At 61.4% G+C, this 15,678-nt stretch carries 15 protein-coding genes; 12 read left to right on the top strand and 3 right to left on the bottom strand.

All coding sequences use genetic code 11. The features are described from left to right. The first annotated feature begins 15 nt into the window (after positions 1–15). From EDE05_RS21040 to lipA, 4 genes are all read left to right on the top strand, one after another. Positions 16–654, top strand: a complete 639-nt coding sequence (locus tag EDE05_RS21040; RefSeq protein WP_112798280.1) for an SGNH/GDSL hydrolase family protein — start codon at positions 16–18, stop codon at positions 652–654. A gap of 60 nt (positions 655–714) precedes the next feature. Continuing rightward, a complete protein-coding gene (gene lpdA / locus EDE05_RS21035) occupies positions 715–2,160 on the top strand; it encodes a dihydrolipoyl dehydrogenase (RefSeq protein WP_112798278.1) in 1,446 nt (481 codons plus the stop codon). 73 nt (positions 2,161–2,233) lie between these two features. After that, the gene (locus EDE05_RS21030; RefSeq protein WP_112798276.1) at positions 2,234–2,479 is read left to right on the top strand and encodes a GlsB/YeaQ/YmgE family stress response membrane protein; all 246 of its coding nucleotides are present in this window, start codon (positions 2,234–2,236) and stop codon (positions 2,477–2,479) included. Positions 2,480–2,517: 38 nt separating this feature from the next. Continuing rightward, positions 2,518–3,492 carry a lipoyl synthase gene (lipA, locus tag EDE05_RS21025; RefSeq protein WP_105372533.1) on the top strand — a complete coding sequence of 325 codons (975 nt, stop codon included), beginning with the start codon at positions 2,518–2,520 and terminating at the stop codon, positions 3,490–3,492. A gap of 12 nt (positions 3,493–3,504) precedes the next feature. On the opposite strand, the gene EDE05_RS21020 is transcribed toward lipA, so the two are convergent. Then, on the bottom strand, positions 3,505–3,690 hold the full coding sequence (locus EDE05_RS21020) for a hypothetical protein (RefSeq protein ID WP_105372534.1): 186 nt from the start codon (positions 3,688–3,690) through the stop codon (positions 3,505–3,507). A gap of 170 nt (positions 3,691–3,860) precedes the next feature. Between EDE05_RS21020 and EDE05_RS21015 the strand changes: the two genes are divergently transcribed. Further along, a complete protein-coding gene (locus tag EDE05_RS21015) occupies positions 3,861–4,454 on the top strand; it encodes an AAA family ATPase (RefSeq protein WP_112798274.1) in 594 nt (197 codons plus the stop codon). Positions 4,455–4,463: 9 nt separating this feature from the next. Then, positions 4,464–4,919, top strand: coding sequence for a type II toxin-antitoxin system RatA family toxin (locus EDE05_RS21010; protein WP_112798272.1), 456 nt, complete (start codon positions 4,464–4,466; stop codon positions 4,917–4,919). Here the strand turns inward: EDE05_RS21010 and EDE05_RS21005 are convergent. Both EDE05_RS21005 and EDE05_RS21000 read right to left on the bottom strand, forming a co-directional pair. Next, entirely contained in the window at positions 4,910–5,428 is a 519-nt protein-coding gene (locus tag EDE05_RS21005) for a CinA family protein (RefSeq protein ID WP_105372537.1), read from the bottom strand. The two genes, EDE05_RS21010 and EDE05_RS21005, sit on opposite strands and share 10 nt — an antisense overlap. Next, on the bottom strand, positions 5,425–6,618 hold the full coding sequence (locus EDE05_RS21000; RefSeq protein ID WP_112798270.1) for a bifunctional 2-C-methyl-D-erythritol 4-phosphate cytidylyltransferase/2-C-methyl-D-erythritol 2,4-cyclodiphosphate synthase: 1,194 nt from the start codon (positions 6,616–6,618) through the stop codon (positions 5,425–5,427). Before EDE05_RS21000 ends, EDE05_RS21005 begins: the two co-directional genes overlap by 4 nt. A gap of 168 nt (positions 6,619–6,786) precedes the next feature. Between EDE05_RS21000 and dusB the strand changes: the two genes are divergently transcribed. The 6 genes from dusB to trkA all read left to right on the top strand — a co-directional run bounded on the left by dusB (position 6,787) and on the right by trkA (position 15,665). Beyond that, entirely contained in the window at positions 6,787–7,806 is a 1,020-nt protein-coding gene (gene dusB / locus EDE05_RS20995) for a tRNA dihydrouridine synthase DusB (RefSeq protein ID WP_112798268.1), read from the top strand. Further along, complete coding sequence (locus EDE05_RS20990; protein WP_112798266.1) at positions 7,803–8,948, top strand: nitrogen regulation protein NR(II); 1,146 nt, start codon at positions 7,803–7,805, stop codon at positions 8,946–8,948. The genes dusB and EDE05_RS20990 overlap by 4 nt, the downstream gene beginning before the upstream one ends. Next, positions 8,945–10,396, top strand: coding sequence for a nitrogen regulation protein NR(I) (gene ntrC / locus EDE05_RS20985; protein WP_112798264.1), 1,452 nt, complete (start codon positions 8,945–8,947; stop codon positions 10,394–10,396). Before EDE05_RS20990 ends, ntrC begins: the two co-directional genes overlap by 4 nt. A 231-nt stretch (positions 10,397–10,627) precedes the next feature. Then, positions 10,628–12,901: a PAS domain-containing sensor histidine kinase gene (locus EDE05_RS20980; protein WP_112798262.1), complete on the top strand. Its 2,274-nt coding sequence runs from the start codon at positions 10,628–10,630 to the stop codon at positions 12,899–12,901. Further along, a complete protein-coding gene (locus EDE05_RS20975; RefSeq protein WP_105372543.1) occupies positions 12,891–14,255 on the top strand; it encodes a sigma-54 dependent transcriptional regulator in 1,365 nt (454 codons plus the stop codon). Before EDE05_RS20980 ends, EDE05_RS20975 begins: the two co-directional genes overlap by 11 nt. Before the next feature lie 33 nt (positions 14,256–14,288). Then, positions 14,289–15,665 carry a Trk system potassium transporter TrkA gene (trkA, locus tag EDE05_RS20970; RefSeq protein WP_105372544.1) on the top strand — a complete coding sequence of 459 codons (1,377 nt, stop codon included), beginning with the start codon at positions 14,289–14,291 and terminating at the stop codon, positions 15,663–15,665. Positions 15,666–15,678 lie beyond the last annotated feature (13 nt).

Below are 15,678 nucleotides of genomic sequence, written 5' to 3'. Positions count from 1 at the left end.
CGGGAGGGCGTCGTCGTGAAGACCGTTCTCTGCTTCGGCGATTCACTCACCTGGGGTTATGACCCGGAAGGACCGGGCCGGCATGCCTTTGAGGACCGCTGGTCGAGCGTCCTTCAGACGGCGCTCGGGCCTGAGGTGACGGTGATTGCCGAAGGCCTGAATGGCCGCACGACGGGTTATGACGATCATCTCGCCGATTGCGACCGCAACGGCGTGAAGAACCTGCCGACCGTGCTGCATACCCACATGCCGCTCGATCTGGTGATCGTCATGCTCGGCACCAACGACATGAAGCCCATGATCGCCGGGACGGCGCATGCGGCGCGTGCCGGCATCCAGCGGCTGGTCGGGCTGATCCGCCGGCACGACTATTCCTTCGAATACGAGGTGCCGGAAATCCTGGTCGTCTCGCCGCCGCCGCTTTGTGAAACCGCCGATCCGGTGTTTTCGGCGATCTTCCGGGGTGGCATCGAGCAGTCCGCCATGCTCGCGTCGCTCTATCGGGATCTGGCCGACGAGCTCGGCTGCGGGTTCTTCGATGCCGGCTCGGTCGCCAAGACGACGCCGATCGACGGCGTACATCTGACTGCGGAAAATACCCGTGCGATCGGACGCGGCCTCGAGCCGATCGTCCGGATGATGCTTGGGCTCTAGAGAAAATTCCAAAAGGCGGGTCGCGTCAGGCTGGCCGCCCAATGAAAAGGCAGGAAAGCAATGGCTCAATCCTACGACGTCATCGTTATCGGCTCCGGTCCAGGGGGGTATATCGCCGCCATCCGCGCAAGCCAGCTCGGCATGAAGGTTGCAGTCGTCGAGCGCGAACATCTCGCCGGCATCTGCTCCAATTGGGGCTGTATCCCGACCAAAGCGCTCCTGCGTTCCGCAGATGTCATGCACACCGCGAGCCACGCCAAGGATTACGGCCTGACGCTCGAAGGCACGATCAAGCCGGACGTCAAGGCGATCGTCGCCCGTTCGCGCGGCATTGCGCATCGCATGAACAACGGCGTCGGCTTTCTGTTCAAGAAGAACAAGGTCGATATCATCTGGGGCGAGGCAAAGGTCACCAAGCCCGGCGAAGTCGTCGTCGGCAAGCCCACCAAGAAGCCGGTCGAGCCGGTCGGACCGGTGCCGAAAAATACGCTCGGCGAGGGAACCTATACCGCCAAGCACATCATCATCGCCACCGGCGCCCGTCCGCGCGCGCTTCCGGGCATCGAGCCTGACAGCAAGCTGATCTGGACCTATTTCGAGGCGATGAAGCCCGAGGAAATGCCCAAATCACTACTCGTCATGGGCTCGGGCGCGATCGGCATCGAGTTCGCGAGCTTCTACCGTACCATGGGCGTGGACGTCACAGTCGTCGAGATCATGAGCCAGGTCATGCCGGTCGAAGACGCGGAGATCTCCGCCGTCGCCAAGAAGCAGTTCGAGCGCCAGGGCATGAAGATCCATCTGGAGGCGAAAGTCGCCAAGGTGGAGAAGGGCGCAAACTCGATCACCGCCCATGTCGAGAAGAAGGACGGATCGGTCGAGAAGATCACGGCCGACCGGATGATCTCCGCCGTCGGCGTGCAGGCCAATATCGAGGGCATCGGCCTCGAGGCGGTCGGCGTCAAGACCGACCGCGGTTTCATCGTCATCGACGGCTACGGCAAGACCAACGTGCCGGGCATCTACGCCATCGGCGACGTCGCGGGTCCTCCTCTGCTCGCTCACAAGGCGGAACACGAGGCGGTCATCTGCGTGGAAAAGATTGCCGGCCTGCCGAACGTCCATCCGATGGACAAGCAGAAAATCCCCGGATGCACCTATTGCAACCCCCAGGTCGCCTCCGTCGGTCTGACGGAAGCCAAGGCGAAGGCCGAGGGCCGCGACATCCGCGTCGGCCGTTTCCCCTTCGTGGCCAATGGCAAGGCGATCGCTCTCGGCGAGGATCAGGGGCTGGTAAAAACGATCTTCGACAAGAAGACCGGCGAACTCCTCGGTGCGCATATGGTCGGCGCGGAAGTGACCGAACTCATTCAGGGTTTCGTTGTTGCCATGAACCTGGAGACGACGGAAGAAGAACTGATGCACACGATCTTCCCGCATCCGACCATTTCCGAAACGATGAAGGAAAGCGTGCTCGACGCCTACGGCCGGGCGCTGAACGCCTGACATTCCCGGCATTGCGAAAGGGCGCGCAGCCGCCCATATCTCTGGAACATCTTTTTAAAACGGGGCTATTCATATGGGTGTGGGTTGGATTGCAGCGATCATCATTGGTGGCCTGGCGGGTTGGCTCGCCGGCATTTTGATGGATCTCCGCTTCGGCGTCTTGATGAACATCATCATCGGCATTGTCGGCGCCTTGCTCGCCAATGCCATCTTCCAGAGCGCCAACATCCATGTCGCAGGCGGATGGCTGGGTTACCTGGTGCAGGGTTTCGTGGGCTCCTGCATTTTGCTATTCGTTGCCAAACTCGTCAGACGCTGACGACATTCCGCGACGGTCGCGGTTGAAAGCAGGTTTTTATGGTCACCATCCTCGACAGGACCACTCTCGACGAAGAGAAGCGCGTCCGCCATCCGGAAAAGGCACATCGTCCTGATACGGAGGTGATGCGCAAGCCCGAGTGGATTCGCGTGAAGGCGCCGGTATCCAAAGGCTACGCGGAAACGCGCTCGATCGTGAAGGAAAACAAGCTCGTCACTGTCTGCGAGGAGGCCGGCTGCCCGAATATCGGCGAATGCTGGGACAAGAAGCACGCCACCTTCATGATCATGGGCGAGATCTGTACGCGCGCCTGCGCCTTCTGCAACGTGGCGACCGGCAAGCCGAACGCGCTTGACATGGACGAGCCGGAAAACGTCGCCAAGGCGGTGAAGCAGATGGGGCTCAGCCACGTCGTCATCACCTCGGTCGATCGCGACGATCTGGAAGATGGCGGCGCCGAACATTTCGAGAAGGTGATCTGGGCGATCCGCGCCGCATCCCCGATGACGACTATCGAAATCCTGACACCGGACTTCCTCAAGAAGCCCGGGGCTCTGGAACGCGTCGTGGCCGCCAAGCCCGATGTCTTCAACCACAATCTCGAAACCGTAGCCGGCAACTATCTGACGGTCCGCCCCGGGGCCCGTTACTTCCACTCCATCCGCCTGCTGCAGCGGGTCAAGGAACTCGACCCGACCATGTTCACCAAGTCGGGCATCATGGTAGGCCTCGGGGAGGAACGCAACGAAGTGCTACAACTGATGGACGATCTCAGAACTGCGGATGTGGATTTCCTGACCATTGGCCAATATCTGCAGCCGACCCGCAAGCATCACAAGGTGATGAGCTTCGTAACCCCGGACGAATTCAAGTCCTACGAGACCGTCGCCTATACCAAGGGCTTCCTGATGGTGTCGTCGAGCCCGCTGACCCGGTCCTCGCACCATGCCGGCGACGATTTCGCGCGGCTGAAGGCTGCCCGCGAAAAGAAGCTTCTGGCTGCCGCCGAATAGGCGGCGTCCGAGCTATTCTGCCGCCTCGACCTTTTCGCTCTTGCTCTGGCCGCGCCGTCTTCCCCGCAGCGTGAAGCGCTGACCGCGCGCTTCGCCTTTTGCCATTTCGATCAGATAGGCAAGCATGGGTAGCTCGTTCATGTCGGCGAGCTGCTTTGCGGATTCCAGCAGCTTTATCATCTGAGAAAAATCGTCCATGTATGCTTCGTCCGATTACGCCAGTGGGTCACCTGATGTGTTTATTTTACCCGCGATTGCGGCAATGCACCAAATTGAATTGGCATTAGCACATTAAATTCCGTTAACCAGCATTTGTTTGGGCTGTGTTGAGCGGCTGTGGCCGCCTGACATCCGGTTGTCGGGAGATCATGATGGATATCAAATCCGGTCCAGCCGGGGTTCGCTGTGTCGGAATCTCGGAAGCCGCCGATGAAATCCGCCATGCGGAGAGAATCCTGGTCGTCGGCTGTTCGGGCGGCGGCAAATCGACCCTGGCGCAGCAGATCGCCCAGCGGTTTGCGCTTACTTATATTTCCAACGATCGGGACGTGCTTTGGCTGCCGGGTTGGGTTCAGCGGGAGGGAAGTGAGCAGCGGCGGATCATCGAAGAGCTTATCCGGCAGGAGCGCTGGATCATGGATGGCACCAGCACCTCCACCTTCGATATTCGCGTTCCGCGAAGCGATATCGTTATCTGGGTGCGAATGCCGCGTGCCGTCAATGTCTGGGGTATCCTCAGCCGCTGGCTTAAATATATCGGACGCACTCGGCCGGAAATGGCGCCCGGCTGCCCGGAAAGAATGGATTGGGAGTTTTTCCGGTTTGTCTGGACCTGGGAGAGGGAATTCGCGCCGAGGGTTCTCGCCGGGCTGGAACAACATGCGGGCGGGAAGCCTGTCCTGGTGTTGAAATCCCGCCGACGGATGCGCGAACTTCTTGATCTTCTGGAAGCGCGCGCTTAACTGCGGATCATGCCAAAGTTCGAAATCCGCCGCCCCGTGAAGCATAGCGCCGATCAGATGTACGCGCTCGTTGCCGATGTCGAGAAATATCCGGAATTCCTACCGCTCTGCGAGGCGCTGGTCATCCGGTCCAGCAAGGAGCGCGACGGCAAGACGCTACTGCTTGCCGATATGACGGTCGGCTACAAGGCGATCCGCGAGACTTTCACGACCCAGGTTCTGCTCAACCCTGCCGAACGCGCCATCGATGTCAAATACATCGAAGGACCGTTCAAATATCTCGACAACCGCTGGCGTTTTGAACCGCCCTCTGATGGCTCTTCCGCCGGCTGCGTGGTGCACTTTTTCATCGACTACGAGTTCAAGAGCATGATTCTCGGTGCACTGATGGGATCGATGTTCGACCGCGCTTTCCGGATGTTCGCCGAAGCTTTCGAGACGCGGGCGGACAAGATTTACGCCTGATTTGCGAGCGTCGTTTTGGCGGCGTCGGTCAGCATCTCCAGCGCCGTTCTGACGGTCGCGAGACGCACCGCCGTTCGGCCGATATCGCCGTAGCGCATCTCGCGATGGAGCGAGATGCCGGAGCGGGTTTTTGCCGCAAGATGCACCAGGCCGACCGGCTTGTCTGCCGACCCGCCGCCCGGTCCCGCGATGCCGGTCACGGCGACGGTGAGGTTTGCCCTTGAACGGAACAGCGCGCCGTCCGCCATCTGCAGCGCCGTTTCCCGGGATACCGCGCCGAAGGCTGCCAATGTCGCTTCGGTCACGCCGAGCATATCCATCTTCGCCTGGTTGGTGTAGGTGACGAAGCCCCGGTCAACGACGGCCGAGGAGCCTGAAATTTCGGTGAGCGCGCCGGCGATCAGCCCGCCTGTGCAGGACTCAGCCGTTGAAACCATCAGCCCGCAGGCGGAAAAGTCGGCGACGATCCGCCTTGCCTGGTCTTCGATGTCGGCGGGAAACAGGTTCACCCGGCATCTCCCCGGTAGACCACTGTGGCGGTTGCGATGGCGGCAATGCCCTCGCGGCGGCCGACAAAACCGATCTTCTCGTTGGTCGTCGCCTTGACCGAGCATCGGTCCAGGGAAATACCGAGGATCTCCGCCAGGTTCTCGCGCATCTTCTGCCGGTGCGGCGCAATCTTCGGCGCTTCCGCGATCAGCGAGATATCCGCATTCATGATCGTGCCCCCGCGCTCTCGTACAACCTTTGCCGCGTGATCCAGGAAGATCTGGGAGGGCGCGCCCCGCCATTGCATGTCGGAGGGCGGGAAATGGTCGCCGATGTCGCCGGCGCCGCAGGTGGCGAGCAGCGCGTCGGTAAGCGCATGCATGACGACGTCGGCATCCGAATGGCCAACGAGCCGCTGGTCGTGGGCAATGAAGACGCCGCAGAGCGTCACGCCGTCGCCGGGCTCGAGCTGATGCACGTCGTAGCCGTTACCGGTGCGCACGTCGGGCAGTGGATGGTGCGAAAGTTTTTCGTCGGCCATGGCGATATCTCGCTTCACGGTGAGTTTGATGTTGTCGACGGAACCTTCGACCAGCAGGACCGGCAGCCCAGCCCATTCGGCGATCGAGGCGTCGTCCGTGAAATCCTCGCGTCGGAGCGCTGCCGCCTTTTCATGGGCGGTGCGGATCGACGGGAGGGAAAAGCTTTGCGGCGTCTGTGCGGCAAAAAGCCCGGCCCGCGGCACCGTCTCGTGAACCAGGTGATCCGGTCCGCCTCGCTTCAGCGTGTCGGTGACAGGCATAGCCGGCAACACGCCTTCCTGTCCCTGGTCGAGCGCCTCGGCGATCCGATCGAGAAGCGCATGATCCACGAACGGCCTGGCCGCATCGTGGATCATCACATGGGTGGCCTCGGTCGCTGACAAAGCTCTGAGGCCTTCGTAAACGGAGCGCTGCCGCGTATCGCCGCCGAAAGTCGTGACGACCTTCGCCGCACCGGGCAGTTCCGCTGCCGCTGCCGCAAACAGCGCTTCGTCGTCCGGATGGATGACGACCACGATCGGGCCGCTACGCGACCAGTTGAGAAACCGTTCGAGCGTATGGGCGATCACCGGCTTTCCCCCGATACGCCGGTATTGCTTCGGCCCGTCTTCGGGCGATCCCGCCCGTTCGCCGCGGCCTGCGGCGACGATGACGATGCCGATTGTCATGGAGTTGTCGTCCACGCGCCGTACCCATTTCTGCGTTCTGAAGGATTGACAGGGCGAGAACTATAGAATGAAAAGCGGCTTTTCCAGCAGGCCGCTCAAAAATAACGCAGTTCCCGATTTGCTCTTGGCAAATGCTTCGGGACTGAATAAAAATAGTGCAACAATCCAATGTGCCCGAAAGATCATCATTTGCGTTTTCCAGATCTCGCCGAACCTTTCCATATCGGGCCCGTTTCCATCCGTAATCGCGTGGTTCTGGCGCCGATGTCGGGAGTTACGGATCTGCCGTTCAGGCGGCTCGCATGGCGCTTCGGCGCCGGGCTGGTCGTGACCGAGATGGTCGCAAGCCGCGAACTCGTGCTGAACCGCGGCGAGTCCTGGGCCCGGCTGAAAGGTGCCGGCATTTCTCCGCATATGGTCCAGCTCGCCGGTCGCGAGGCCCGCTGGATGGCCGAGGCTGCCAAGATTGCCGCCGATAACGGCGCCGACATCATCGACATCAATATGGGTTGCCCCGCCAAGAAGGTCACCGGTGGCTATTCCGGTTCGGCGCTGATGCGTGACCCAGATCTCGCATTGTCGCTCATCGAGGCGACCGTAAACGCCGTCGATGTCCCGGTGACGCTGAAGATGCGGCTCGGCTGGGACGAAAATTCCATCAATGCGCCCGATATCGCCCGCCGTGCCGAAGATGCCGGCATCCGGCTCGTGACGATCCATGGCCGAACCCGCATGCAGTTCTACGAGGGCAGGGCCGATTGGGACGCCATCCGTCTTGTGCGCGACGCCGTCTCGATCCCGCTGATCGCCAATGGCGACGTCGAAACGCCGGAGGACGCCGTTGCCATTCTGGAGCGCTCCGGTGCAGATGCTGTCATGGTCGGGAGGGGCGCCCAGGGGCGTCCGTGGCACATTGGCTGGCTCGCCGGTCACGCCGCACCTTCGCAGCCGGAAATCGCCGCTCTTGTCGTCGAACACTATCAGGCGATGCTGGAGCTTTACGGCCGCGAGGCAGGGCTGCGCCACGCACGAAAACATCTCGGCTGGTATCTCGATCGCTTCGCGCCAGACCTGCCGACTGAAGAAAAGGCCGCCATCATGATTTCCAGGGACCCGGCTGACGTCGCGCGCCGGATGACTGTAGCGCTGACCGGAAACACAGCCGTCGGGCGCAAGGAGGCTGCATGAGCTCGCAAGTGCAGGATTCGGCAAGCGGCAATGCGCTTGCCATGGCCGTCCTCAATTCCGTCCAGAACCCGGTGATTCTTGTTGATGCCGAGGGCAGGGTCGCCTTCGCCAACTGGGAGGCCGAGGCCTTTTTCGGCTCCAGTGCCGCGCAGCTCGCCAAGAACGAAATTTCCACCTTCATCCCTTTCGGCAGCCCTCTTCTCGCGCTGATTGACCAGGTGCGTGAGCGCAAGGCACCGGTCAACGAATATCGTGTCGACCTCTCTTCGCCGCGCCTTGGTCAGGAAAAGCTGGTGGACCTCTACGTCGCGCCGGTGGTGAGCGAGCCGGGGTCGGTCGTGGTGGTCTTCCAGGAGCGCTCCATGGCGGACAAGATCGACCGCCAGCTTACCCATCGTGCTGCCGCTCGATCGGTGACGGGTCTGGCATCCATGCTGGCCCACGAGATCAAAAACCCGCTTTCGGGCATTCGCGGTGCTGCACAGCTTCTCGAGACCTCGGTCCCAGACGACGACCGGGCGTTGACGCGGCTGATCTGCGACGAGACGGACCGCATCGTATCCCTGGTCGATCGCATGGAAGTCTTCTCCGACGAGCGTCCGGTGGACCGTGTGCCCTTGAACATCCATTCGGTCCTCGATCATGTGAAAGCCATCGCCAAGGCCGGTTTTGCTCGCGAGATCAAGATTTCCGAAATGTACGATCCGTCGTTGCCGCAGGTTTATGCCAACCGCGATCAGCTCGTGCAGGTCTTTTTGAACCTCATCAAGAACGCCGCGGAAGCGGTCGGCGATCAGCCGGACGGCGAAATCATGCTGACGACGGCCTATCGCCCGGGCATCAAACTCTCAGTCGCTGGTACCCGCGAGAAGATTTCGCTGCCGCTCGAATTCTGCGTCATCGACAACGGCCCCGGCGTGCCGACCGACCTGCTGCCGCATCTTTTTGATCCCTTCATCACGACCAAGACCAACGGGTCCGGTCTCGGCCTTGCCCTGGTTGCCAAGATCATCGGTGCGCATGGCGGCATCGTCGAATGCGACAGCCAGGCGCGCCGCACCACGTTCCGCGTTTTGATGCCCATGCACAAGGAAGAGGCCACGGACGGCCGCTCTTTGAACTCCACAGGAAGTGAAAAATGACTGCCACGATCCTTGTCGCCGACGACGACGCGGCCATCCGGACGGTTTTGAACCAGGCTCTGACCAGGGCTGGTTACGATGTGCGCATCACCTCGAATGCCGCCACTCTCTGGCGCTGGATTTCGGCTGGCGAGGGCGATCTGGTCGTGACGGACGTGGTCATGCCGGACGAGAACGCCTTCGATCTCCTGCCGCGCATCAAGAAATCGCGTCCGGAGCTGCCCGTCCTCGTCATGAGCGCCCAGAACACCTTCATGACGGCGATCAAGGCGTCCGAAAAGGGTGCCTATGATTACCTGCCTAAGCCCTTCGATCTCACGGAGCTGATTGCCATCATCGGCCGCGCGCTCGCCGAACCCAAGCGCAAGCCCGCCCGCCTCGACGACGACACTCAGGACGGCATGCCGCTCGTCGGCCGTTCGGCCGCCATGCAGGAAATCTACCGCGTTCTGGCTCGTCTTATGCAGACGGATCTGACGCTGATGATCACCGGCGAGTCCGGCACCGGCAAGGAACTGGTGGCTCGCGCGCTGCATGACTACGGCAAGCGTCGCAACGGACCGTTTGTGGCGATCAACATGGCCGCCATTCCCCGCGATCTGATCGAGTCGGAGCTTTTCGGCCACGAGAAGGGGGCCTTCACCGGAGCCCAGAGCCGTTCGACCGGCCGCTTCGAGCAGGCTGAGGGGGGGACCCTCTTTCTCGACGAGATCGGTGACATGCCGATGGATGCCCAGACCCGTCTTCTGCGCGTCCTGCAGCAGGGCGAATACACCACAGTCGGCGGTCGCACGCCGATCCGCACGGACGTGCGCATCGTCGCGGCGACCAACAAGGATCTGAAGCAGCTCATCAACCAGGGCCTCTTCCGCGAAGACCTCTATTATCGCCTGAACGTCGTTCCGCTGCGCCTGCCGCCTTTGCGCGATCGCGCCGAGGACATCCCCGACCTCGTCCGCCATTTCATGCAGATGGCCGAGAAGGAAGGCCTGGACGCCAAGCGGTTCGATAGCGAGGCCTTGGACCTGATGAAGGCGTATGCCTGGCCGGGCAACGTGCGTGAACTGGAAAACCTCGTCCGCCGCCTGATGGCGCTATATCCGCAGGACGTCATCACCCGGGAGATTATTGAGTCGGAGCTGCGTTCCGAGGTGCCGGACAGCCCGATCGACAAGATGGGAGCCCGCACTGGGTCCCTCACCATCGCCCAGGCGGTGGAAGAAAACATGCGCACCTATTTCGCGGGTTTCGGGGACAATCTGCCGCCGCCCGGTCTCTACGACCGCGTCCTGACCGAAATGGAATATCCGCTCATCCTCGCCGCCCTTACCGCCACCCGTGGCAATCAGATCAAGGCGGCGGATTTGCTCGGTCTCAACCGCAACACGCTCCGCAAGAAGATTCGGGAACTCGGCGTCTCCGTCTATCGCAGCTCCCGCGGCGCTTGAGTTAAGTTGTTGAAGCAAGACCGGACTTTGTTCCCGCTGCTTGACAGGATCGGTCCATCGTTGCATTTTCGCCACATTGCGTTGCTTAAAGGCCACGCAGGGCTTGGGGTTTGCTTCTGGGAGCGGCGGCTCTTGATGGGGTAGCCGGGCCGGTTCGGGAAGGTACTGTCGCTTCGCTCGGTTTTCGGGCTGAAACGATCTCCCGCGAGGACTTGGAGATCGGAGTTATCGATGACGGAAGGCGTGACAGCGCCGATGGCCGAAAACGAGCCGGCAATGTCGGCGCAGGATCGGCGTGCTTCATTCGCGCTTCCCGGCCTCCTGCTTGCCGGCGGCGCGCTCATCTGTGCATCCTTGACGCTCTTTGTCCTGCTCGGGCTGACACCGATTGCGCCGAGCACCAATGTGGTCATCGCGTCGGCGGTGATCAATTCGCTCTTCATTCTGGGATTGATGTATCTGATCGGCCGCGAAGTGCTGCGGCTGGTAAAGGCACGTAATCGCGGCCGCGCTGCGGCGCGTCTGCATGTGCGCATCGTCGTCCTTTTTTCCATTGTTGCGATCACCCCGGCAGTGCTCGTGGCGATCTTCGCCAGCTTGACGTTGAATGTCGGTCTCGACCGCTGGTTTTCGCTACGCACCCAGTCGATCGTGCAATCCTCTCAGGACGTCGCCCGCGCCTATATGCTTGAAAATGCAAGCTATCTTCAAGGGCAGACGGTCTCGATGTCGAACGACCTCGAGCGGAACCGCGCCATGTTTTACCTCGACCGCACGGGTTTTGTGGACCTGATGACCCGCCAGGCGCGGGGCCGCGGCATGTTGGGCGCTTTCCTGGTGCGCGAGGACGGTCAGGCGATCGTTCAGGCCGATATCAAGACGGAAAAGCCGCTGCCGGCGATCCCTTCGGACGCGCTGCAAACCGCAGCGGCCGGCCAGCCGACGCTCATTCCGCCGGGTATCACCAACCTCGTCGGCGCCGTCATCAAGCTCGATTCCATCCAGGGCGCGTTCCTCTATACGATCCGCGCTGTCGATCCGAAGGTCATCGCAGCCATGCGACTCATGGAGGAGAACACGGCCGAATATCAGGCGATGGAAGCCGGCCGCACCTCGCTGCAGATCGCTTTCGCCGTGCTCTATCTCGGTTTCGCCTTGATCGTGTTATTGGCGGCGATCTGGACGGCGATCGCCGTCGCTGACCGCATCGTCCGGCCGATCCGGCTCCTGATCAGCGCAGCCGACAGCGTGGCAACGGGTAACCTCAATGTCGTGGTGCCGGTGCGTGCGGCGGATGGCGACGTCGGCAACCTGTCGCGCACTTTCAACAAGATGATTTCCCAGATCCGCAGCCAGCGCGACGAAATCCTCGAGGCGAAGGACGAGGTGGACGATCGCCGCCGGTTTATCGAGGCGGTGCTCTCCGGTGTCACGGCGGCCGTGATCGGCGTCGAAGAGGATCGGCGTATCACGATCGTCAATCCTTCCGCCGAAGAACTGCTCGGCGTTTCTGCCGAAGCTCTCATGGGCGAGAAGCTGCAAGACATCGCTCCTGAGATCGATCAGGTGCTGACGGAGGCGAGAAGCCGCGCCCGCGGCGATTTCCGCAAGCAGGTGAACCTGATACGCGGCGGCAAGGAACGGACGCTCTCCATGCAGGTGACGCGCGAGGAACAGCGCGCAGCGCAGGAATCCTATGTGGTGACGCTCGACGACATCACGGATCTGGTCATTGCCCAGCGTTCGACCGCATGGGCGGACGTGGCAAGACGTATCGCCCATGAGATCAAGAACCCGCTGACCCCGATCCAGCTGTCTGCCGAGCGCCTGAAACGCCGCTACGGCAAACAGATCGCCGACGACGACCGCGCAGTTTTCGACCAGTGCACCGATACGATCGTTCGCCAGGTCGGCGATATCGGCCGCATGGTCGACGAGTTCTCGGCCTTCGCCCGCATGCCCAAGCCTGCCAAGGAGGAAGCGGATCTGCGCGACATCCTGCGCGACGCGATCTTCTTGCGGGAGATGGGTACCACGCATGTGGATTTCATTCGCGATCTCGGCGACGAACCGCTCAAGGGCATGTTCGATTCGCGCATGCTGGGACAGGCCTTCGGCAACCTCATCAAGAATGCAGTTGAAGCGATCGAAGCGGTGCCGAGCAGCGAAGAGCGCGACGGCCGCAAGGTCAAGGTGCGCTCGATATTCGATGCTGCCCGCGATGCCTATGTCGTCGACATCATCGACAACGGCAGCGGCCTTCCGTCTGAAAACCGGCATCGCATTCTCGAACCCTATATGACGATGCGCGAGAAGGGCACAGGCCTCGGACTCGCGATCGTCAAGAAGATCATTGAAGAACACGGCGGGCAGCTCGAACTGCATGATGCGCCTGCCGATTTTGATCATGGCAAGGGCGCCATGATCAGGGTCCTGCTGCCGCATCTCCAACAGGCAGTCGTACCCGGAACAGATAATAGCAAGGAATTGGCATATGGCGTCTGATATTCTGGTCGTGGATGACGAGGCAGACATTCGCGAAATCGTTTCAGGTATTCTCTCCGACGAGGGTCACGAGACCCGTACCGCGCACGACAGCGACAGTGCACTTGCCACCATTTCCGATCGCGTGCCGCGGCTTGTTTTCCTCGATATCTGGATGCAGGGCTCGAAGCTGGATGGCCTGGCGCTGCTCGACGAGATCAAGAGCCGCCACCCGGATCTGCCGGTGGTCATGATTTCCGGGCACGGCAATATCGAAACGGCCGTTTCCGCTATCAAGCGCGGTGCCTTCGATTTCATCGAGAAGCCGTTCAAGGCGGACCGTTTGATCCTGATCGCCGAGCGGGCGCTGGAAAACTCCAAGCTGAAACGTGAGGTGACAGAACTCAAGAAGCGCGCCGGCGATGCGGCCGAACTAGTGGGTACCTCGGTGGCCGTTTCGCAGCTCCGCCAGACGATCGAGAAGGTATCGCCCACCAACAGCCGCATCATGATCCTCGGCCCGTCCGGCTCCGGCAAGGAACTGGTCGCGCGCATGGTCCACAAGAAGTCTAGCCGTTCGGGCGGGCCTTTCGTGGCGCTCAATGCCGCGACGATTACCCCGGATCGAATGGAGATCGCTCTTTTCGGTACGGAGGGCGGTCCCGGTCAACCGCGCAAGATCGGTGCCCTGGAAGAGGCTCATCGCGGTATTCTTTATCTCGACGAAATAGGGGAGATGCCGCGTGAGACGCAGAACAAGATCCTCCGCGTCCTCGTCGACCAGCAATTCGAGCGCGTGGGCGGGTCCAAACGTGTCAAGGTCGATGTCCGCATCATCTCCTCGACCGCCTACAATCTCGAAAACCTGATCGCTGACGGATCCTTCCGCGAGGACCTCTATCACCGCCTTGCCGTGGTGCCGGTCAAGGTGCCGGCGCTTGCCGAGCGTCGCGAAGACATTCCTTTCCTGGTGGATATGTTCATGCGGCAGATTTCCGAACAGGCCGGCATCCGTCCGCGCAGGATCGGAGAGGATGCCATGGCGGTTCTCCAGGCGCATGACTGGCCGGGAAATATCCGTCAGCTTCGAAACAATATCGAGCGATTGATGATTCTCGCCCGCACCGACGGGCCGGACACGGCGATCTCGGCCGATATGCTGCCGACCGACCTCGGCGACATGCTGCCCAAGGTGGCGGGCAAGGGTGACTATCACATCATGACCCTGCCGCTGCGCGAAGCGCGTGAAATGTTCGAGCGCGATTATCTAATTGCCCAGATCAACCGCTTCGGCGGCAACATTTCCCGTACTGCGGAGTTCGTCGGGATGGAACGTTCGGCATTGCACCGCAAGCTCAAGTCGCTGGGCGTCTGACCGAAAGTCCTGATCGATGAGAGTTAGTGACCGATGAAAGTCATCATATGCGGCGCGGGGCAGGTGGGTTACGGCATCGCGGAACGGCTGTCGCAGGAGGACAATGACGTCTCCGTCATCGACACGTCCGCGTCGCTGATTGCGGCGATCACCGAAACCCTCGACGTGAAAGGTTATGTCGGCCACGGCGCGCATCCGGACATGCTGGAAAAGGCCGGGGCCGAAGACGCCGACATGATCATCGCCGTCACGCTTTACGACGAGGTCAACATCGTCGCCTGTGAAGTCGCGCATGCCCTGTTTTCGGTGCCGACCAAGATCGCCCGCATCCGGGCCCAGAGTTATCTGAAGCCGGAATATGCCGATCTGTTCAGCCGCCAGAACATGTCGATCGACGTGACGATCTCGCCGGAAATCGAAGTCGGCAAGATGGTGCTGCGCCGCATCTCCTTCCCCGGCGCCACGGATGTCGCCCGGTTTGCCGAGGACCATATCGCCATGGTGGCGATCGAATGCATGGAGGATTGCCCCGTCATCGCCACCCCGCTGCACCAGCTGTCCGATCTCTTTCCGGATCTGATGGCGACAGTGGCCGGCATCTTCCGCAATGGGCGCCTGGCGGTCGCCCGGTCATCGGACGAGCTGAACGTCGGCGACCTCGCCTATGTCATCTGCCAGCGCGAACATGTCCGCCGGACGCTCGGGCTCTTCGGCCATGAGGAGCAGGAGGCACGCCGCATCATCATCGCCGGTGGCGGCAATATCGGCCACTTCGTCGCCAGCACGATCGAAGAGCATCAACCGAGGACGCGGCTGAAGATCATCGAAAGCGATCGCGAACGGGCTGCGGCAGTATCGGAAAAGCTGCGCAACACCATCGTCCTGCACGGTTCGGCGCTCGACCAGAACATTCTGGCCCAGGCCGATATCCAGGACACCGACCTGATGGTGATGCTGACCAACAACGACCAGATCAACATTTTGGGGGCGGTGCTCGGAAAATCGCTTGGCTGCAAGTCGAACCTCGTTCTGATCAATTCCACGTCCCTCCACAACCTTACCGATTCGGTGGGCATCGATGCGCAGATCAATCCGCGAGCGGTCACCATCTCCCGCGTCCTGCAGCACGTCAGGAAGGGTCGCATCCGCTCCGTCTATGCGGTTCAGAAGGGCGCTGCGGAAGTGATCGAGGCGGAAGCGCTCGAAACCTCGCCCCTCGTCGGCCGGCCGTTCCGGGAACTCGATCTGCCCGAGGGAATCCGCATCGGGGCGATCTATCGCGGCGGCACGGTCATTCGCCCGAACGGCGACACCAAGATCAAGGCGCGCGACCGGGTGGTGCTCTTTGCGACGGCCGAGGCGGTGCGGGACGTGGAGCAGCTTTTCCGGGTTTCGATCCAGTATTTCTGATTTTTCGAGGGGA

It is taken from the genome of Neorhizobium sp. R1-B, from assembly GCF_004368875.1.
GTDB lineage: Bacteria > Pseudomonadota > Alphaproteobacteria > Rhizobiales > Rhizobiaceae > Neorhizobium > Neorhizobium huautlense.
The sequence above is the reverse complement of the archived record's forward strand: the minus strand, read 5'-3'. Positions and strand labels throughout refer to the sequence as shown.